General features: G+C 59.6%; 22 protein-coding genes. 18 read left to right on the top strand and 4 right to left on the bottom strand.

Annotated features, from left to right (window positions below; genetic code table 11):
- The first annotated feature begins 86 nt into the window (after positions 1–86).
- The 3 genes from BB334_RS04930 to repC are packed head-to-tail and all read left to right on the top strand — an operon-like array spanning position 87 to position 2,058.
- Entirely contained in the window at positions 87–320 is a 234-nt protein-coding gene (locus tag BB334_RS04930) for a plasmid-related protein (protein ID WP_068805115.1), read from the top strand.
- 3 nt (positions 321–323) lie between these two features.
- Positions 324–1,199: a helicase RepA family protein gene (locus BB334_RS04925; RefSeq protein ID WP_068805112.1), complete on the top strand. Its 876-nt coding sequence runs from the start codon at positions 324–326 to the stop codon at positions 1,197–1,199.
- Positions 1,189–2,058: a replication protein C, IncQ-type gene (repC, locus tag BB334_RS04920; RefSeq protein ID WP_068806142.1), complete on the top strand. Its 870-nt coding sequence runs from the start codon at positions 1,189–1,191 to the stop codon at positions 2,056–2,058. The genes BB334_RS04925 and repC overlap by 11 nt, the downstream gene beginning before the upstream one ends.
- A 310-nt stretch (positions 2,059–2,368) precedes the next feature.
- On the opposite strand, the gene BB334_RS04915 is transcribed toward repC, so the two are convergent.
- The 3 genes from BB334_RS04915 to BB334_RS18105 all read right to left on the bottom strand — a co-directional run bounded on the left by BB334_RS04915 (position 2,369) and on the right by BB334_RS18105 (position 5,432).
- The gene (locus BB334_RS04915) at positions 2,369–3,454 is read right to left on the bottom strand and encodes an IS5 family transposase (RefSeq protein ID WP_068803382.1); all 1,086 of its coding nucleotides are present in this window, start codon (positions 3,452–3,454) and stop codon (positions 2,369–2,371) included.
- Positions 3,455–3,684: 230 nt separating this feature from the next.
- The gene (locus tag BB334_RS04910) at positions 3,685–4,611 is read right to left on the bottom strand and encodes a hypothetical protein (protein ID WP_158014356.1); all 927 of its coding nucleotides are present in this window, start codon (positions 4,609–4,611) and stop codon (positions 3,685–3,687) included.
- A 155-nt stretch (positions 4,612–4,766) separates the two neighbouring features.
- On the bottom strand, positions 4,767–5,432 hold the full coding sequence (locus tag BB334_RS18105) for a hypothetical protein (RefSeq protein ID WP_158014355.1): 666 nt from the start codon (positions 5,430–5,432) through the stop codon (positions 4,767–4,769).
- A gap of 108 nt (positions 5,433–5,540) precedes the next feature.
- Here BB334_RS18105 and BB334_RS17460 point away from each other — a divergent pair, with 108 nt between their 5' ends.
- From BB334_RS17460 to BB334_RS18095, 12 genes are all read left to right on the top strand, one after another.
- Positions 5,541–5,783 (top strand): hypothetical protein, encoded by a 243-nt coding sequence (locus BB334_RS17460; protein WP_083200290.1) that lies wholly within the window; start codon positions 5,541–5,543, stop codon positions 5,781–5,783.
- The gene (locus BB334_RS18770; protein WP_269798990.1) at positions 5,780–5,914 is read left to right on the top strand and encodes a TraK family protein; all 135 of its coding nucleotides are present in this window, start codon (positions 5,780–5,782) and stop codon (positions 5,912–5,914) included. Before BB334_RS17460 ends, BB334_RS18770 begins: the two co-directional genes overlap by 4 nt.
- Before the next feature lie 11 nt (positions 5,915–5,925).
- Positions 5,926–6,177 (top strand): TraK family protein, encoded by a 252-nt coding sequence (locus BB334_RS18765; RefSeq protein WP_456300358.1) that lies wholly within the window; start codon positions 5,926–5,928, stop codon positions 6,175–6,177.
- A gap of 319 nt (positions 6,178–6,496) precedes the next feature.
- Positions 6,497–6,865 carry a conjugal transfer transcriptional regulator TraJ gene (traJ, locus tag BB334_RS04895; protein ID WP_068806139.1) on the top strand — a complete coding sequence of 123 codons (369 nt, stop codon included), beginning with the start codon at positions 6,497–6,499 and terminating at the stop codon, positions 6,863–6,865.
- Positions 6,866–6,898: 33 nt separating this feature from the next.
- Positions 6,899–7,666, top strand: coding sequence for a P-type conjugative transfer protein TrbJ (gene trbJ / locus BB334_RS04890; protein WP_068805102.1), 768 nt, complete (start codon positions 6,899–6,901; stop codon positions 7,664–7,666).
- Position 7,667: 1 nt separating this feature from the next.
- Positions 7,668–7,844 (top strand): hypothetical protein, encoded by a 177-nt coding sequence (locus tag BB334_RS18100; protein WP_158014354.1) that lies wholly within the window; start codon positions 7,668–7,670, stop codon positions 7,842–7,844.
- 2 nt (positions 7,845–7,846) lie between these two features.
- Complete coding sequence (gene trbL / locus BB334_RS04885) at positions 7,847–9,391, top strand: P-type conjugative transfer protein TrbL (RefSeq protein WP_068805099.1); 1,545 nt, start codon at positions 7,847–7,849, stop codon at positions 9,389–9,391.
- A 2-nt stretch (positions 9,392–9,393) separates the two neighbouring features.
- Positions 9,394–9,672, top strand: coding sequence for a hypothetical protein (locus tag BB334_RS04880; protein ID WP_198531182.1), 279 nt, complete (start codon positions 9,394–9,396; stop codon positions 9,670–9,672).
- A 107-nt stretch (positions 9,673–9,779) separates the two neighbouring features.
- Positions 9,780–10,022 carry a hypothetical protein gene (locus tag BB334_RS04875; protein ID WP_158014353.1) on the top strand — a complete coding sequence of 81 codons (243 nt, stop codon included), beginning with the start codon at positions 9,780–9,782 and terminating at the stop codon, positions 10,020–10,022.
- A 50-nt stretch (positions 10,023–10,072) separates the two neighbouring features.
- Positions 10,073–11,872 (top strand): TraI/MobA(P) family conjugative relaxase, encoded by a 1,800-nt coding sequence (traI, locus tag BB334_RS04870; protein ID WP_068805090.1) that lies wholly within the window; start codon positions 10,073–10,075, stop codon positions 11,870–11,872.
- Positions 11,873–12,701: 829 nt separating this feature from the next.
- A complete protein-coding gene (locus BB334_RS04865) occupies positions 12,702–13,787 on the top strand; it encodes an IS5 family transposase (RefSeq protein WP_068803382.1) in 1,086 nt (361 codons plus the stop codon).
- A 483-nt stretch (positions 13,788–14,270) separates the two neighbouring features.
- Complete coding sequence (locus BB334_RS18095; RefSeq protein WP_158014352.1) at positions 14,271–16,604, top strand: P-loop NTPase; 2,334 nt, start codon at positions 14,271–14,273, stop codon at positions 16,602–16,604.
- Between the two features lie 166 nt (positions 16,605–16,770).
- Here the strand turns inward: BB334_RS18095 and BB334_RS04860 are convergent, their stop codons facing one another.
- Entirely contained in the window at positions 16,771–17,001 is a 231-nt protein-coding gene (locus tag BB334_RS04860) for a hypothetical protein (RefSeq protein WP_158014351.1), read from the bottom strand.
- A 69-nt stretch (positions 17,002–17,070) separates the two neighbouring features.
- On the opposite strand from BB334_RS04860, the gene tnpA reads away from it, so the two are divergent.
- The 3 genes from tnpA to tnpC are packed head-to-tail and all read left to right on the top strand — an operon-like array spanning position 17,071 to position 19,449.
- Positions 17,071–17,388 carry an IS66 family insertion sequence element accessory protein TnpA gene (tnpA, locus tag BB334_RS04855; protein WP_068804612.1) on the top strand — a complete coding sequence of 106 codons (318 nt, stop codon included), beginning with the start codon at positions 17,071–17,073 and terminating at the stop codon, positions 17,386–17,388.
- Positions 17,388–17,747 carry an IS66 family insertion sequence element accessory protein TnpB gene (gene tnpB, locus BB334_RS04850; RefSeq protein ID WP_068804609.1) on the top strand — a complete coding sequence of 120 codons (360 nt, stop codon included), beginning with the start codon at positions 17,388–17,390 and terminating at the stop codon, positions 17,745–17,747. Before tnpA ends, tnpB begins: the two co-directional genes overlap by 1 nt.
- Positions 17,748–17,769: 22 nt before the next feature.
- Entirely contained in the window at positions 17,770–19,449 is a 1,680-nt protein-coding gene (tnpC, locus tag BB334_RS04845) for an IS66 family transposase (RefSeq protein ID WP_068806079.1), read from the top strand.
- Positions 19,450–19,485 lie beyond the last annotated feature (36 nt).

Raw genomic sequence — 19,485 nt, 5'->3', positions numbered from 1 at the left:
ACCATTGTGGACAACTAAATGGGTGTTGGCAACTCTAACAACGCCTAACCTTCGTTGTACTTCAGTTGATAACGGAGGTTTACGCAATGACGATAGAAGACACGCTGCTGCAACGCTTCGGCCCGCTGCTGAGCATCGCGCAGCTCGCCACTGTCCTGGATCGTTCGCCTGATGGATTGCGGATCAGCTTGCGCGCGACGAACGAGTGGACGCAGCGAATCAACAAGGCCCGCTTGAAGATCGGCCGGCGGGTTTACTTCCGAACCTCGCAGATCGCCGAGGTGCTGAGCGACGAATCCCTGTACGGAACGGGGAACTGAGTCGTGGCGATTGATGTCCTGGCGGCGTTCGAGTGCGAACCGCCGGTGCTGGATTTCATATGGCCGGGCTTCCTGGCGGGGACAGTCGGCGCGCTCGTTGCTCCAGGAGCCACGGGTAAGAGCTTCTGGGCGCTCGAAGCGGCCATGAGCATCGCATGCAACGTTTCCGGTGGCGACCTCGTGGGCCTGGCCCCCGCACACACCGGGCGCGTTGTCTATCTGGCCGGGGAAGACCCGCCGCCCGCGCTTGTGCGGCGCATTCACGCCATCGGCCAGCACCTCGGACACGCGGCACGCCAAGCCATCGCAGAGAACCTTGCGCTTGAACCGATCATGGGCAAGCGCCTGAACGTCATGGACGAGGCTCACTTGCGCCGCGTCATCGAGTACAGCGCCGGGGCGAGGCTGATCGTGCTGGACACCCTGAGCCGCATCCACGCCCTCGATGAGAACAGCAACGGCAACATGGCCCACCTCGTGGCCGTGCTGGAGCAAGTCGCGGCTACCACGGGCGCATCCGTGCTCTACCTGCACCACGTCAGCAAGGGCAGCGCCCGCGAAGGGCAGACCGACCAGCAGCAGGCCGCGCGTGGCGCGTCCGCGCTGATCGACAACGCCAGATGGTGCGGTTACGTCGCCCGCATGACCGAGGATGAGGCCAAGCACCTCAGCGACCGTGCCCATGATCGGCAGCCCATAGGCAGTGATCGGCGCGGCTACTTCGTGCGCTTCGGCGTCAGCAAGCAGAACTACGACGCCACGCCGCTTGATCGCTGGTACATGCGGCACGCCGGCGGCGTGCTGGTGCCGGTGGAGCTGTATGAGGCCAGCAGGAATGAGGAAAGACGTGATGGTCGGAGGCGAGGCGATGGCTTTTGACCTCACCCATGCCAGGCACGATCCAATGCACTGCTTGGTCCCCGGTTTGTTCCGCAGTCTCAAGCGCGGCGAACGGAAGAAGCTCAAGCTCGATGTGACGTATCACTACGCCGAAAATGAACAAGCGCGGTTCGTCGGCTTCGAGCCTCTTGGTGCTGATGACATGCGGCTGCTGCAAGGTCTTGTGGCTCTTGGAGGGCCGAAGGGCATCATCCTGACGCCAGAGCCAACAGCGGACTTGCCGAAGCAACTCCGTCTATTCCTTGAGCCGAAGTTCGACGCGGTAGGGCAGGATGCGCTGGTCGTGAGAGAGAGTATGACCAGCCTGCTATGCGAAATCGGCTTGACCGATGGCGGCGACAATATCAGGGCGATCAAGGCGAGCTTGCTGCGCATGGCAAACGTGACGGTGGTAGTCACCAAGGGGAGCAGGCAAAGGTCTTTTCACCTGATGAGCTACGCCTTCGACGAGGAGGACGGACGGCTATTCGTCGCGCTGAATCCTCAGATTGCAGAGGCGATTCTTGGGCGTCGCCCGTATACCCGCATCGAGATGGCCGAGGTGCGGGCGCTACAGACTGACCCGGCCCGTCTGATTCACCAGCGGCTATGCGGCTGGATCGATCCGGGCAAGGCCGGGCGCGTGGAGCTGGATACCCTTTCCGGTTATGTCTGGCCGGACGAGGCGAACGCCGAGGCCATAAAGAAGCGCCGCCAGAAGGCCCGCAAGGCTCTGGCCGAGCTTGCCACCGTAGGATGGAAGGTCAGCGAGTATGCGGCAGGGAAGTGGGAAATTGGCAGGCCGAAGCCCGTAGTAACGTTCCCCAAGCTCCGTAGCAATGTTCCCCTTCATCCGTAGCAACGTTCCCCGCCTCAAACCGGAAAACACAGCAACGGCGCGAGCTTGCGGCTAGTTCGCAAATTCCATCCATGATCTTCCAAGATCATCCACTAGCAGGGTGTTGAAAATTCTCGCTTCACCTTCGGTTCCCAGCCGCCTGGAAAAAAATCGACGCAGAAAAGAGCCGACCCGAGCCGCCCTGATGACGATTCCAGCCGTTTTCCCAGCCGATTGTGCAACCGCAATCGAGCAGCGCTCCCGTCGCTGCAAAGACAACGTATTCAACCGTCAAATGCCGCAACGCAAGTGGCGCGATAGCGCCATCGGGTTACGGCGCCAGCAAATTACCCAGCCGCGTCAGGTTGTAGGCGGCGAAATTGAGCAGCGCATGCGCGCGAATCGTGTCCAGCCCGCGCGCCATCAGGCGGCGCAGCGTGCCGATGTCCTTGGCCCAGCCAAACGCCTCTTCGATCATCTTGCGACGACGCAGGCTCACCGCATAGCCTTCGGTAGCCTTGACCGCCACGGGCACGGCGCTGCCCTTGGTCTTGGCGGCAACGTGCGCCAGCACGCCCAGCGGCGTGAGCGCAGCGATGAACTCGGCCGTGTCGTAACCCCGGTCGGCCGCCAACGTCGGCTGATGCGTCGCGTCGGCCGGCTTCACGGTGCGCTTGACCATCACCAGCGCGGCCTCGCGCTCGGCAGTGCCGGTAGCCTGGGTGGTGTGCACATCGACGATCAGCCCGTTGCGGTTCTCCGCCAGCGCATGGGTTGTGAAGCTCAGGTAGGCGCCTGCGCCGCCCTTGCTGGCGAGCAAGGCGTCCGGGTCGGTGCGCGAGACGTGCGTCGCGTTCGAACGTTTCTGCCCCCGGAAGTCCACCTCGGGGTTGCGTCCCTGATCCGGCCCCGGGGGCTCGTCCGAACCGTCGCGTGCGGCCAGGCTCTTGTGCGAAGCCCACGCCCGCAGCAGCGAGCCGTCGACGCTGAAGTGCTCGTCCGAGACCAGATCGGCCCACTCGGCAATCGCCACCACGCCACCGAAGAACTCGCGCATCACGCTTTCCTTGAGCAAGCGCTCGCGATTGGCCGAGAACGTCGAGTGATCCCACACCGCCTCGTCCAGCGTCAGGCCCACGAACCAGCGATACATCATGTTGAAGTCGATATGCTCGACCAGTACGCGCTCCGAGCGAATCGAAAACAGGCATTGCAGCAACGACGCGCGCAGCAGCCGCTCCGGGGCAATCGAGGGACGGCCGCCTTCGGCATAGAGCGAATCGAAAGTGGGCGACATCGCACGCAGAACCAGATCGGCCAGCACCTTCACCCGCCGCAATGGATGATCCTGAGGAATTCGCTCCTCGATATTCACGTAGCTGAACAAGGCGTTCTGTTTATGATCGGTGCCGCGCATCGGAATTGTCAGACCGTTAATGCAACAAGCATTATAGCAGATCTAAAACCCTTGCACTTACTGGGAAACGTATTAAATCAACACCCTGCTAGGCGCGGCGCTTGCCGCCGCCCTTTAGGGCGACGCCAAGCCCTTGCCCATGGTCGGCCTTCGGCCGTTGAGTTGTACGCCAGAAGGGTAGTTGTCTTAGGCTGCGTCAACCAAATCCTATGCTACATGCTCCATCTTCTCTATGAAGCCTTTTTCGAGCGATGAGGCTTTTCTTTGGGCTCGATGGAAACGTCTTTGTCCTTGCTGTTTGCATCCGCGCCCACGAGTGCCGCTATTCCGGCATCGTCAATGCTTTGGATTACGAGGCCGGCCACAGGAATCCGTTCCCCAACTCCAGTTTCGAAGTGATACATAAGCATGTAGCTGGGGGAACTCAGTACCACTCGGCCGTGGCTTAGATAGGAGTTGTCCTTGTCAATCGATTTGACTAGCGCGCATGTTACCCCGGTTTCAGAATTGGCCTTTTTTTTGGCTTCAAGACGAGCACTTCCGGGCACGATGCTTACGCAATGCTTCGGCTTCAGGATGTATTCATTGAAATAGGCCTGGCCGGCGCTGAAGCCGATAATTGGGACGGTCAGGAGAAACAGCATGATTCCAAAGATGCCGACAAAGCCCAATAGCGTAGCGAACGTGAATGCAGTGAAGCTAGAAATGGCGACGAACGCGGCCTTCTGGAAGGTCGTACGAACCGTCTCGTGCTCACCGGGAACCACCTTTGCCTTGAACCATGTCCGGTCAATCTTGGGTAGCCTACCTCTGTAATGCATGAAAATCGATGAGAGGACAATCACCACGAACGCCGCTAGCGCCACTGGAAACGCCTGCGAGAACGATTTTCCGAGGATGGACAAAAAATCGATCTTGTCTATCGCCGTTACCAATAGCACGGCCCCCGGCCAGACGAGACTTAGGAGTTCGAACGGACCGCTAAGTATGCTTCCGTGGTCGAGATTGATTGCGCTGGCTAGTCCGGTGACAACTCCATATCCGAGCAGCGAAATGGTCACTCCGATCAGGGCAAAGAGTTTCAACCACCACTCGACCGTAATCATCTTGGAATTGGCTGCGTCTGGCGTTGTCGTCGGTTGTGTTTTTCTATCCATAATTTTCTCTAAGATTTTCTGCGCGTATTACCTTCGTGCAGACCTATTGCTGCATTGCTGTTTTGGGTGACAGTCGATCTCAATCGTAGGTCCGCCCCTCAACAGTCAAAAGGGCGCAAAATTTTTAGCGGCTAAATTTTTCTCTTGTCTGGCGTTCAATCGAACAAACGGGCGCGTGGTTTCGCCTTGATGCGCTGTTTCTCCATATTTTCCAGTTCGTCTGTAATCCATTCCTGCACGCCAAGGGATTCCAATTCGCGCGTAACGGCATCGTCTTTTAGACAGGTTTCGACACAGCGCCAGGCGCAGCCTGTCAAGTTCAAACCATAGCCATCGATTCGTGCGTCTGGCTCCATTTCCCGCCGTAGTCGATAGAGGGCGACTGCATATGTCAGCGTGGCCAGGTTGGCCGGACCTGCGCACAACAACTCAGCTTCTATCGATTTCTCGGCAAGGTGAAGAGGCGTTTGAGGTGAACACTTGGGATGACTACGGATGCAAGTGATCAAGGCGGAAATATCTCCCCACATCGCCCGCCACAGATTGGCTGGTCCATCCTGGTGGAGGAGAGGCGCGTCCGGGAACAGCTCCGACAGTGACGCCAAGGTGCGCGCGGTCAACGGCTGCTTGCCACTGAAAACAGGCCGCCATTTCTTTGACTCCTGAGTGTTCGAGGTTCCCTGCATCATTCCATCGTAGCGACCGGCAAACCCATAAACCGAGGTTACGCCCATACGGTCGCGCAGCATGTGCACCAGCGCCATGCTGCGCGTGATCTCTCGTTGACGTTCTGCTGTTGTTTTCATGGCTCGATAGGACATGTTGTCCGGGTAGAAAATTCCTCTCTGATTTACCTGTCATTCTGCATTAGGACAGCGAAAAATTCACCTCAGCAAGCACTCTTTATACCCAGTTGAGGTGAAACTGAAGTGAGTTCGACTCTCCGCTTCTTGTTGCAAAAGTATGGCCCGACGCTGACTCTTGATGAATTGGCCGAGGCCCTGAAGCGCAAACCTGGTGGCGTTCGTGCTGCCTTGTCGATGCACTCCGAGGCATGGGCTATCGAGCTGAACAACCGCAAGGTCTACGTCGGCCGCCGTGTTCATTTCCCCGCCGAAGCTGTGGCCGATCTGCTGACCGGTGATCCAATCCAAAAAGGGCCGGGCGAATGAGCACTTTCCTCGAAGAGCTGGCCAAGTGGGCAACAGGGACGCGCCAGACCACCAAACCCCGACGCAAGGAAACCATGGCAGTTTTCCTGGCCGTGCGCCAGGACGTGAAGGAGGCCATCGCTGCCGGCTAGCCCTCAAGACCATTTGGGAGCACATGCACGAAACCGGCCGGGTGTCGTTCCGCTACGAAACCTTCCTCCGGCATGTTCGCCGGCACATCACGAATGCGCCGCCTGAGCGTCCCAAACTGCCGGTCCCGGTGAAGTCGGAGGTACAGGCAAAGGGGAGCGACGAGTCCAAACCGAAGGCGCTTACCGAGCCGAAGAAAAGCGGAGTCCCATCGGTGGGGCGCTTCAACTTCGACCCGACGCCCAAAAAAGAGGAACTGCTGTGATCGCCGCGCTCCATCGCTGCAACCTCGTGTCTGTTGCGCTGCTGGTGCGTTACCGGAACGCTGCAACGGTGCTGTTTTCTGCCGTTCTCGGCCATTACTGCCGTGTTGGTGCGCTGTTGCACTTCGATAGCGCGTGCATAGCGAAAGATTTGCTGCTTCATCCACGTGAAAGTGGCCTCCGAAGTGCGGGCAGGATGTGTGAAGTAGGCCCACCCGCAAGCGGGCGTTCCTTCTTCACTGTCCCTTATTCGCGCCGTAGGCGCTCAACGGGAATCCTGCCCTGCGGGGCCGGCGGCTGCTGCCGCGAGTGGGGTACGCCATGAGCGAAACGCTACCCACGCGCAAGGACTGCTCGCCACTCAAAGTGTATTGCCGCCCTGACGAACGCGAGCGCATCGAGGCGAATGCCAGGGATGCCGGTATGAGCGTCGCCCGTTTCCTGCGCGAGGTGGGCCAGGGCTACCGCGTGCGGGGCATCGTGGACTTCGAGCAGGTCCGCGAGCTGGCTCGGATCAATGGCGATCTTGGTCGCCTGGGCGGCCTCCTGAAGCTGTGGCTCACCCATGACGTGCGCACCGCCAAGTTTGGCGAGGCCACCGTTCGGGCGCTGCTGGGGCGGATCGAAACAACCCAAGACCAGATGGCCGGAGTCATGCGGGCAATCGTTCGCCCCAAGGCCGAGGACTGAAATTTTAGCCGCTAAAACCGAAAGGAGATCGACATGAGAAGGACCAACGTAGCCGCGACCGTCGCCCTGATGCTTACCCTTGCCGGCGGCGCTTCTATGCCGGCGCACGCGGGCATCCCCGTTATCGACGCAGGGAACCTGACGCAAAACATCATGACGGCAATCGAAGAGGTTGCCCAAACCGCTAAGCAGATCGAGCAGTACCAGACCCAATTGCAGCAGTACGAAAACATGCTGCAAAACACGGCCGCGCCGGCGGCCTACATCTGGGATCAGGCGCAGTCGACCATCAACGGCCTGATGAATGCGACGAACACGCTGAACTACTACAAGAACCAGCTCGGCAGCATTGATGCCTACCTTGGCAAGTTCCAGGACGTGGCCTACTACAAGTCGTCGCCGTGCTTCTCGGCCGCCGGCTGCACGGCCGCCGAGTGGGCGGCCATGAAGCAAAACCAGGCGCTGGCCTCGGAGTCGCAGAAGAAGGCCAATGACGCGCTATTCAAGGGGCTGAATCAGCAGCAAGACAACCTGCAAGCGGACGCGGCGACGCTGCAACGCTTGCAGTCGTCGGCACAAGGCGCGAGCGGCCAGATGCAGGCTCTCGGCTATGCCAACCAGCTCGCCAGCAACCAGGCGAACCAGCTCCTGCAGATTCGCGCCCTGTTGCTCGCGCAGCAAAACGCGGTCGCCTCCAAGATGCAGGCCGACGCTGACCGTGAGGCTCGGCAGCAGGCGGCTGGACAAGCGATGTTCGACATGGGCTCTCCCATCAACCGTAGCAAAGCCAAGGGGTACTGACATGAAAAATATGATTCGTGTCGTTGCCCTGGTCGCTCTGATGTCCGCCGTGCTCGCCGGGTGCGGTAAGTCCGAGGACGAGGCGCTGAACAAGAGGACGCCGGAACAGCAGCAGAAGGCGGACAAGCTCTATGACATGGGCGGGCCGACTGATCGCCAGAAGAGCAAGGGGTACTGACCATGAGATCCCCTTTGCTGCGTTTGATGGTCATGCTGTCGGTGTTGCTGATGTCTCAAACAGCGTCGGCAGCAATAGACAAGAGCGGCGTGCTCGATACGGTTGCGGATCGCTTCCTGACGGAGAGCGCGACGTGGGGCGCGACGATCACCGGCTATGCATCCTGGCTGTTCTGGACCTTGGTTCTCATTTCGATGGTCTGGACATTCGGCATGATGGCCTTGCGCAAGGCCGACATCGGCGAGTTCTTTGCCGAGCTGGTGCGCTTCACGATCTTCACTGGCTTCTTCTGGTGGCTGCTTGAGAATGGTCCGCACTTCGCAATGGATATCATCAACTCGTTGCGTGACATCGGGGCCGCTGCCGGTGCCACGAGGACGCTGACACCGTCTGCGCCGATAGACATAGCCTTTGACATCATTGGCAAGGCGGCCGACAACTACAGCGTTCTAAGCCCGATCGACAATCTGGCGATCTTCTTCACGACCCTCGCCATTCTGGCGTGCATGGGCGTCGTCGCCGCGAATGTGCTGCTGGCACTCGTTACCGCGTGGGTGATGGCCTATGCCGGCATCTTCGTATTGGGCTTTGGCGGCTCGCGTTGGACTTCCGATATCGCCATCAACTATTTCCGAGCAGTCGCCGGCGTCGCGCTCAAACTGATGACGATGACGTTGCTGATCGGCGTCGCCGTGTCGGTGATGGACGGATTCTATGCCGGTCTGCAACAGGGGACACCGATGCGCGAGCTGCTGGTGATCTTTGTCGTGTCGCTTGTCCTGGTCGTTCTCATCCATTCGATCCCCAACGTCATCGCAAGGTTGATTCCTGGTGGCGGTCATGCGGCTAGCTCCGGCAGTTCGTTCAGTGCGGGTGCTATCGCCGGCGCTGCGGTTGGCGCTGGCGCTGCTATTGCTTCCGGTGGCGCGGCACTGGCCGCCGCCGGCGCGTCGGCGGCAGGTGGCGCTCAGGCCCTGATGGCAGCGGTACGGGCCGGCCAGGCGAATGTTTCTGCCGGCACTGATGGCGTATCAAGCCTTATGAGCGCAATGCGCGGCGCGGGCGGCGAGGCGGCGGGGTCGTTTTCGGACGCGGGTGGCGTTTCGGGTGGTGGCGACAGCGGCACCGGCAACACCCCCTTCGCTCAGGCGGCCGGTTTTGGTAGCAGCGCAACCGATTCCGGCCCCAGCGCCGGCGTTGGCTCCAAGGGGAGCAACGCCAAAGCAGCGAAATCTGGCAATGGGCAAGCATCGAACGCTGAAGCCAAATCGGGCGGCCTCCTGGCCTCTGCCGCGAATGCCGGAAAGGTGGCCGTCGAAGCAGGGTCGATCCTGGCCCAGCAAGCGGCAAGCAGCATGGTGGACGCCGCCAAGGACCGGATTGGGCAGACAGCCGGTGGTCAGCTTGCCGCAGCGATTAAGGCAAGCCAAACGGCCGGTGAATCAGCGATGCCGGCCTTTGAGGGCAACAGTCTGGCAGCGGGTTCCACCGATGCCCAATCCGAAGTAGCCGCGTTCGCCAACCGTGATAGTGGCAAGGAGGTATGACGGTGACGACCAAGCGTGCGCGCGATTTCTTTGCCTGCCTGGACGAACAGGACACCGGGACCGACCAGACACAAGCGGTGCGGTTTGAGCCGGTCGGGGATCAAGCGACCGAGTTAGATGCAGCGGCGGAGGTCGCAGCATTCATTGAGCGGCCCGACCCTGTTATCGAGGCGTCCCCAACCATCGCCGGCGGCACGCGCAATTCCGAATGCTTCGGCAGCCGCACGAGGGCTACGCCGTTTTCAGACGCGGCGGGCTTCTACGAAGGCGGCCGATTTTAAGGCGCATCGGCCGGCGTTGCAGGCCGGCCGACACTTCCACATCCCACCTGCTAGAGAGGTGAATTATGGCAACCATAGATGCTACCCAAACGATGCTGAGTGCGGAAATGATCCGCGAACGTATGACCGACTACGCCGCCGTGCTGAACGATGTTGTGACCGTTCTGTACGCTCCAAGGCAGCGCTTGTCATCCGCTGATCGCCGCGCGATCACCAGGTTGCTCGATGCCATGACGGACGTGAACACCATGGTGCTTTATCACTTCAACTGCCGGCGTCTCCCAACCGAGAATCTGGTAGAGCTTCATTCGAAGGTTGCCCGCCTCGCGCCCCAAATTCGAAGGGCTTGAACCCCGGGCGGCCCGCGAGCCGCCCAATCAATTTTAGCGGCTAAAAAAATATGATCGCCAAGCACGTTCCCATGCGCTCGCTCGGCAAGAGTGACTTCGCCGGCCTGGCGACCTACATCACTGACGCCCAGAGTAAAGACCATCGGCTAGGACAGGTGTTGCTTACGAACTGCGCGGCCGCGACCCTGCCAGCGGCAATCGAGGAAGTGCTTGCAACCCAGCACATCAACACGCGAGCGAGGAGCGACAAGACCTATCACCTGATCGTCAGTTTTCGCGCCGGCGAGCAGCCCAGCGCCGACACCCTCAAGGCCATCGAAGAGCGGATTTGTGCAGGGCTGGGCTACGGCGAGCATCAGCGCGTCAGCGCCGTGCACAACGACACCGACAACCTGCACGTCCACATCGCCATCAACAAGATTCACCCGACCCGCCACACCATCCACGAACCCTATTACCCGCATCGGACGCTGGCCGAGCTGTGCGAAGCCCTGGAGCGCGACTACAACCTTGAGCGAGACAACCACATCCCGACCCAGCGAGGGGCGGCGGCCAGGGCGGCCGACATGGAGCGGCATGCCGGCGTGGAAAGCCTGATCGGCTGGATCAAGCGCGAGTGTCTGGACAATATCCGAGGGGCGCAGACGTGGGGCGATCTGCACCAGGTCATGCGCGACAACGGCCTGGAACTGCGCGCCCGTGGCAATGGGCTGGTCATCGAAGCTGGCGACGGCACCTCGGTCAAGGCCAGCACCTTGGCCCGCGACCTGTCCAAGTCGGCGCTCGAAGCGCGGCTAGGCGGCTTTGAGGCCGCGCCCGAGCGTCAGGAGGCGCAAGCGAAGCGGAGCTATCAGAAGAGGCCGGTGCGCCTGCGGATCGACACGACCGAGCTTTACGCCAGGTACAAGGACGAACAGAAGACCTTGACGGCGGCCAGGGCCGAGGCGCTGGCCAAGGCTAAACGGCAGAAGGATCGGGCAATCGAAAGCGCCAAGAAGCAAGCGGCTGCGAAACGGGCGGCAATCAAGCTGACCGATGGCCGGCTAACCAAGCAGTTGCTGTATGCCCAGGTCCGTGCCTCGCTGGGGGCCGACCTGGCAGCTATCCGCAAGCACTACGACCAGGAGCGGGCCCAGCACTACCAGAGCTTCCAGCGGCGGCCGTGGGCCGACTGGCTTAAGCAACAGGCCACCCAAGGCAACGCCGAGGCGCTGGCCGCCTTGCGCGCCATGGACGCAGCCCAGGGCCTCAAGGGCAACACCATCGAGGGGCAGGGCCAGCCGCGACCGGGAGGCGCGCCAGCTATCGACAACATCACCAAGAAGGGCACGATTATTTATCGCGCAGGCCGGTCGGCTGTCCGGGACGATGGCGACCGCCTGCAAGTCTCCCGCGAGGCTGACCGCGACGGGGTGCGGGCCGCGCTGCGCATGGCGATGGAGAAGTACGGCGAGCGCATCACTGTCACCGGCTCGCCCGAGTTCAAGGCTCAAATCATCCGGGTGGCTGCCGATGCCCAGCTTCAGATTACCTTCACCGATCCAGGCCTGGAGCGCCGCCGCCGGGCGCTGATACAGCAAGCCGACCAGGCCAGCACCCGGCCAGTTGCAACCCGCCCTGGCGTCCCTCGTGTCAGCCAGAAACCTCCGCCGCATCGCCTGCATGGCTTGCGGACCCTCGGCCAGCTCGAAGTGCTGGGCATCGATGGCGGCGTGACGAAGCGGCCGCCGCGAACTACTACGCCAAGACAGACCGTGGCCGTCAGCGAGCAGGAGCGCCGGCGGGCGAAGTTGCAAGAGGAGATAGACGCCAAGAAGGCGAAGCATCGAGACAGGGGGAAGTCTCGATGACGAAATCATCGGCCAGGCGTGTTGTATGTTGTACGCTACAACATACAACACGCTACACGGACCACGTTTAAAAAGTGCTGAAGACAGAGGGACCTGCCTGTCGGCTTCTGAGCCTCTCCGAATTGGATGCCTTGCGCCTGGACATGCGAGAGGCATCTAAGTGGATGCGTGCTGAATTGCGCCGCCGACGTGCTATGGAAGAGCATGGTGGTGTCGATGCGAAGTGCCAGCGACCATTTGTCGGTGTCGCGCAAAATGACAAGTGTAGGTGACTTGATTCGTGAGGGCTGACCTGCCGCCGCCTCAGTTGGGATTGTCGGTGCCCGCAGCTTGGAAAGGCGCTGTGCGCCCCTCATCAGTCAAAACAGCCCGTCAAGAGTCAAACTGCACTGGCGGCCATCTCCGCTTGCTGAGGATCGCTGTTTCTGACGATATTGCCCCACTTTAGGATTGGCCATCGCACTGACGCGGTGGGCGACGGCTTTTCGAATGTTTCCGTGGCATGTCGAGACTTGACTCTTGAGGGGCAAGGTGCAATTCGGCAACTACCGGGCGTCAGGAATACGGCGGCTTTCTGGGGGCAGGTGCATGGCTATATCGAGGCAAGAAGCAAGCAAATATGCTAAAGTTTTCATCAAATTTGCAATGTTCGGAAACTGTTAGTGAATCAATGGATTGGCTATGCCCATGTCTCTCTAAGGATGAGCGAACAAGGGCCTGCAACGCGGTGCGATGCGCTAGCAGGGTGTTGATTTAATACGTTTCCCAGTAAGTGCAAGGGTTTTAGATCTGCTATAATGCTTGTTGCATTAACGGTCTGACAATTCCGATGCGCGGCACCGATCATAAACAGAACGCCTTGTTCAGCTACGTGAATATCGAGGAGCGAATTCCTCAGGATCATCCATTGCGGCGGGTGAAGGTGCTGGCCGATCTGGTTCTGCGTGCGATGTCGCCCACTTTCGATTCGCTCTATGCCGAAGGCGGCCGTCCCTCGATTGCCCCGGAGCGGCTGCTGCGCGCGTCGTTGCTGCAATGCCTGTTTTCGATTCGCTCGGAGCGCGTACTGGTCGAGCATATCGACTTCAACATGATGTATCGCTGGTTCGTGGGCCTGACGCTGGACGAGGCGGTGTGGGATCACTCGACGTTCTCGGCCAATCGCGAGCGCTTGCTCAAGGAAAGCGTGATGCGCGAGTTCTTCGGTGGCGTGGTGGCGATTGCCGAGTGGGCCGATCTGGTCTCGGACGAGCACTTCAGCGTCGACGGCTCGCTGCTGCGGGCGTGGGCTTCGCACAAGAGCCTGGCCGCACGCGACGGTTCGGACGAGCCCCCGGGGCCGGATCAGGGACGCAACCCCGAGGTGGACTTCCGGGGGCAGAAACGTTCGAACGCGACGCACGTCTCGCGCACCGACCCGGACGCCTTGCTCGCCAGCAAGGGCGGCGCAGGCGCCTACCTGAGCTTCACAACCCATGCGCTGGCGGAGAACCGCAACGGGCTGATCGTCGATGTGCACACCACCCAGGCTACCGGCACTGCCGAGCGCGAGGCCGCGCTGGTGATGGTCAAGCGCACCGTGAAGCCGGCCGACGCGACGCATCAGCCGACGTTGGCGGCCGACCGGGGTTACGACACGGCCGAGTTCATCGCTGCGCTCACGCCGCTGGGCGTGCTGGCGCACGTTGCCGCCAAGACCAAGGGCAGCGCCGTGCCCGTGGCGGTCAAGGCTACCGAAGGCTATGCGGTGAGCCTGCGTCGTCGCAAGATGATCGAAGAGGCGTTTGGCTGGGCCAAGGACATCGGCACGCTGCGCCGCCTGATGGCGCGCGGGCTGGACACGATTCGCGCGCATGCGCTGCTCAATTTCGCCGCCTACAACCTGACGCGGCTGGGTAATTTGCTGGCGCCGTAACCCGATGGCGCTATCGCGCCACTTGCGTTGCGGCATTTGACGGTTGAATACGTTGTCTTTGCAGCGACGGGAGCGCTGCTCGATTGCGGTTGCACAATCGGCTGGGAAAACGGCTGGAATCGTCATCAGGGCGGCTCGGGTCGGCTCTTTTCTGCGTCGATTTTTTTCCAGGCGGCTGGGAACCGAAGGTGAAGCGAGAATTTTCAACACCCTGCTAGGGTCTATCTGCGAAAATGTTGCCAGTGGCAAGGATTCTGCTCGGCGAGAATTTGCCACTGTTTGAAGGCGTTGCGAGTAAATGACACTTTGTGGCGTGGCGGCTCGATGGGTTCGGACGTGGCCTGCTTGACCTTACGAACATCGTGGCCAGTTTGGAAAAGAAGCAGATCGTCCGCGAGAAAAGATCAAGCCGATTAGCGCTCCGGGAAGCGTGATAAAACTGAATTGTATGTATTAACTCCCAAGCGGAGAGGACAAATTTGTATGCCGCAAATCCAGAATGAAGAGCTGTTTCGTCATGCCCTGGCCGAAGGAGTTAATTTTTTTCTTGGTGCGGGGTTCTCTGTTGCAGCAGAATCCTGTGGAAAGGCGCTCCCAGTAGGAGACGGCCTTAAGAATGAATTGCTTGACCATTTTCAGCGTCCTAAACCGTCTGCTTTGACGCTTCCCCAGCTGTGTCAGATTATTTCTAGTACTCAACGGGATGCTCTGGGTGATTTCTTTAAGCAGCGATTTACTGTCGAAAAATTTGCTCCTGAATACGCAAATATGGAGCGCGTCAGTCTCAAAGCCATTTTTACGACAAATATTGATGACCTTGTCCCGAAAATTTTCATGGATAGTCAGAAATACTATGTCAATGATGTCGTTCTTAGGGGGCCTGTAATCGCAGGCGGTAGTGCGATTGATTACATTCCTCTGCATGGAAGTGTGCTGCATGGGGATGGCAAGTACGACTTTTCTCCGTTGGAGATTGCCTCAAGTTTCGACAGGGATCGAGACAAGTGGTTTGGCTATGTGAGCAGAATTCAGCAGACACCTACCCTTTACTGGGGCTACAGATTGGAAGACGCTGGCGTACTGCAGTCGCTGTCGAAGGAAACGGCAGCTGGTCGAAGCCGTGCCGAAGCTTGGATCGTATTGCGATCCAAGGATGCAGAGGCGATCGAATATTATTCGTCTCTTGGTTTTCAAACTATTATTGCGGAAACGATTGAACTATTAAAGTACTTTGGGCAGTTGCCGGCAAAAAAGGTTGCAGGAGCTGTGCGATCACTGGTCGGCAAACATTTCGCCGAATTTCAAATCCCACCTCTGGCGAAAGTACCAGTTCGTTCGATTAGTGAATTTTATTTGGGCGCAGAGCCAACATGGTATGACGTCTACTCAGGAAAGATTCACGAAACTGAGCACTTCACGGCCGCCAAGAATGCTATCGCCAGCGGCAAAAATGTGGTGCTTACTGGCGGGGCAGTTAGCGGTAAAACCACGTTACTTCGACAACTAGCTACTCGAACTACAGGATTCGGCCAATGTCTCTATATTGAAGAAATCACTCCGGAGAAGGCAACACTTCTCACCAATGACATTGATGCTGAGGGTCAGCAATCTCTCCTATTTATTGACAACGCTGCCGACGCATCTGAGGCGATTCAGCTTCTGACAAGAAGTCGAAACATTAAGGTCGTTGCGGCCGAGCGTGATTATGTTTTTGAAAGTGTCTCGCACAGATTCCCTAAGGATAGATTTCTTGAGCTCGATGTATCTGCCCTGAGGTCAATTGATATTCAGGCAGTACAGAATTGCGTTCCAAATGATGTAGTTCGGCGGCGGTATGAAAGATCATTCGATGAACTGGCTGGCGATGCTGATCCTACATTCTTCGAGGTTATAACTTCGACAATTCTCAAGAACTCGCTTGCTGACCGATTCATGCAAGCTGTAAAGGAATTGCGCACTTCAAACCTTCCTCAGCATGATCTCCTTTTGGTCGCCTGCTACTGTTATGCATGCCGCGTCCCGATTTCTGTTGATATTGGGGCTGCATTCTGCCGAATCCACGGGTTGAACGCAGAGGAGACTGCAGATAACCTTAGAAACATGGGGTCTGTGCTTTCTCCGTATGAAGGTGCATTTGCTGATACGGAACAAGATTATTATGTGCCTCGCTCTCGAGAGGTTTCAGAGCTGGTGCTTCGTAAGATTCAACCTCACGAGTTGAAGAGGATGTTGGAAGTATTTCATGCTGAGGTTTCTCCGACGAAGATCGGGCGCTATGACGTATTTCGGCGAAATGCATATGACTCACAACTAACAAGTCGAGCATTTTCAAAGTGGGAGGAGGGGCTGGCCTTCTATGAGCATGCGCTTGGACGAGATTCCTCTCATTCGCTGAAGCAGCACGGGGCGTTGTATCTTGCGCGCAAGCACAAATATGAGTTGGCCTTCACCTGGATTGATGAGGCGCGCGGAATGACGAGCAAGAACAATGCGGCGATTCGAAATTCATATGCGGTTATATTATTTAGTGCCAACTCACAAAAGGCGTTGACATCCGAAGTAATTGATTCTTTAGATGAGTCGATGAAAATTCTACAACGTTGCTATACAGAAGATCATCGCAAGGTCTATCATGCAAAGGTATTCTCGGACCAAGCAATTAAGTATGCAAAGAGGCTGCCTGAGTCTGCTGCAGCTGTAACGTACCTGGAGTGTGCTTTAACGTGGCTCGAAGCAGAGCTAAAAACGCGAACCAGTGATCGAAGAATGAGACAGCTTCGGCGCGAGGTCCTCTCGGAACTGAAAGCATTAGATTAATTCGTTGCCGACATGTCTAGATGCCATGGTATTTTGCGTGGCATTTGTATATATAAATATTTTAACGCAATGATTTATAAGAATAATTTGTTTTCATTGATGATTGAGTGGGAGTGAGGCATGTTTTATCGCCAGCCGCCTTCCCGGGCAATAGCTTTGACGGTGCTCAGGTCTGTGTAGTTTCGATGAGAATTTCTGCAACCCGCCCTGGGCTGTCGATCATGATCGAGTGACAACTCGATTCGATGGAAATGACCCGCGCGCCTGCATCTGTCCGAAAGCGGTCGTACATGCCGTCACATATCCCGCCGGCTGCATAGATGTAGACACGCTTAGCAACAGCCTCAAAACGCCCGCTCAACTGAATAGCCTGCACGAAGCACGGTAAGCGCTCCACGAACCCCATCCTTACGTAGCCCTGGGTGAGCCCGCATGCTTCGGCTTCCGTTTTCCGGGGAGCACGAGCATGTCGGAGCGCAGCACGTTTTGGTTGTCGCACCTGTCGGCGATCGAGGCCGAGGGCATCACCACGAAGGCCTACGCCGAGCGCGAGGGCCTGTCGCCGCAAGCGCTTTACCAATGGCGTAAGCGCCTGGTGGCCGGCGGTCGCCGCAGCCGCGCCAAGCTTGGCGGATTCGTTCCGATCCAGATCGAGCCTTCGATGACGGCCCGCACGGGCTGCACGGTAATGATCGGCGCACAGCTGCGGCTCGAGTGCGCGACGCTGCCCGGCGTCGACTGGCTGGCCGCGCTGTCGGCGGCGCTCTCGGAGCGGAGGCGCTGATGCATCCGGGGCACACCATCGGCGCGGTGTATCTGTACCGGCCGGCGATCGACTTCCGCAAATCCATCGGCGGGCTGTCGGCGCTGGTCGAGCAGGAACTGGGGCTAAACCCGTTCGGCGACGCGCTGTACCTGTTCATCAACCGCCGCCGCGACAAGCTCAAGGCGCTGTACTGGCACCGCAACGGCTTCTGCCTCTGGTACAAGCGACTCGAAGCCGAGCGCTTCGCCTGGCCGGCGGCCGAGGCGGGCCAGCCCACCTGCACGCTGACGATGAAGGAGCTTGAGTGGCTGCTCGAAGGCTTCGATCTGTGGGCGGCTAAACCGCATAAAACGCTGCATTACCAATCAGTTACGTAGCATGATCGGGTATAATTCCGGCATGCCGCAACGTACCGCCGTCCCTCGCTCGAACCCCGCCGTCGGCGTGTGCGCATCCGTCCTCCCCGAGCAGTTGCCCGACGATCCAGCGGCGCTCAAAGCTTTGCTGCTGGCACAGCAGCAGGCGTTCGAGGCACGTGAAGCCGAACGGCAGGCAGCCTTTGATGCCCGCGAGGCGGAACTGCAAAAGGCCTTCGAGGCGCGCATCCTCGAGATCTACGAGCAACTACGCCTGGCGCGTCGGCGCATGTTCGGGCCCAGCAGCGAATCGCACGCGGGCCAGGGCTGGCTCTTCGACGAGGCCGAAGCGCTGGCCGCATCCGCACCCGAGGCGGACGACACCGCGACTCTGCCGCCCCCGGCCACCGAGCCGTCTGGCCAGACCCCGGCCGACGCCGGCAAGAAGAAGGCGCGCGGCAAGCGCAAGCCCTTGCCCATCGAGCTGCCGCGCATCGACGTCATCCATGACGTCCCCGAGGCCGAGCGCACCTGCGCCTGCGGCACGCCCATGGTCGAGATCGGCCAGGACGTCAGCGAACAGCTCGATATCGTGCCGATGCAGGTGCGCGTGCTGCGCCACATCAAGAAGCGCTACGGCTGTCCCAAGGGCGACCAGGCGCCCGTCAGCGCCCGCGCCCCGGCGCAGGTGCTACCCAAGAGCAACGCGAGCAACGACCTGCTGGCGATGCTGCTCGTCACCAAGTACGTCGATGGGCTGCCGCTGGCGCGTTTCGAGTACGTGCTCGCCCGCGCAGGCGTGCTCGTGCCGCGCCAGACCCTGGCGCGCTGGGTGATCGGCACCGCACGGGCACTGCAGCCGGTCGCCAACCTGATGCGCGATGTGCTGCTCGGGCACGACGTCATCCACATGGACGAAACCCCGGTCCAGGTGCTCAAGGAGCCTGGCCGGGCGGCGACCAGCAAGAGCCAGATGTGGGTGCAGCGCGGTGGCCCGCCGGGTAGGCCGGTGATTCTCTTCGAGTACGATCCGAGCCGCGCGCAGGCGGTGCCCTTGCGCCTGCTCGAAGGCTGGAAGGGGCATCTGATGGCCGACGGGCTCGAGAGCTACGGCGCCATTGCCTTCACCGAAGGGGTGACCCGGCTCGGTTGCTGGGTCCATGCACGCCGTCGTTTCGTCGATGCCGGCAAGGTGCTGCCCGAAGGCAAGCGTGGTCGCGCCCACGAGGCGCTGGCCCTGATCGGCAAGCTCTACGCCATCGAGAAGGAGGCGCGCGAACTGAACGACGCCGAGCGTCTGGCGCTACGCCAGAGCCGAAGCCGTGCCGTCATCGGTGAGCTTCGCGGTTGGCTCGATCAGGTGCTCCCCACCGTGCCGCCCACCTCGATACTCGGCGGTGCCCTAGGCTACCTGCATCGGCAGTGGCCGCGACTGACGCGCTACCTCGAGCGCGGCGACCTGCCGATCGACAACAACCCGGCCGAAAACGCCATCCGACCCTTCGTCGTTGGGAGGAAGGCGTGGCTCTTCTCGGACACCCAGGCCGGCGCGCGTGCCAGCGCGCTCATCTACTCGCTGATCGAGACCGCCAAGGCCAACAACGTCGAGCCGTACCTGTGGCTGCGCCACGTACTGCGCGCCTTGCCTACCGCGACCACCGTCGAACACTTCGAGGCCCTCCTGCCCTGGAGTCTCAAGGCTGAGCAGTTGATCACAGCGTAGCGAGCCCCGGAAGGATGGGGTTCGTGGAGCGCTTAC

Origin of the sequence: Thauera phenolivorans (assembly GCF_001696715.1) — a bacterium.
GTDB lineage: Bacteria > Pseudomonadota > Gammaproteobacteria > Burkholderiales > Rhodocyclaceae > Thauera > Thauera phenolivorans.
Note: the sequence above shows the minus strand (reverse complement) of the source record. Positions and strands in the feature narration are given on the sequence as shown.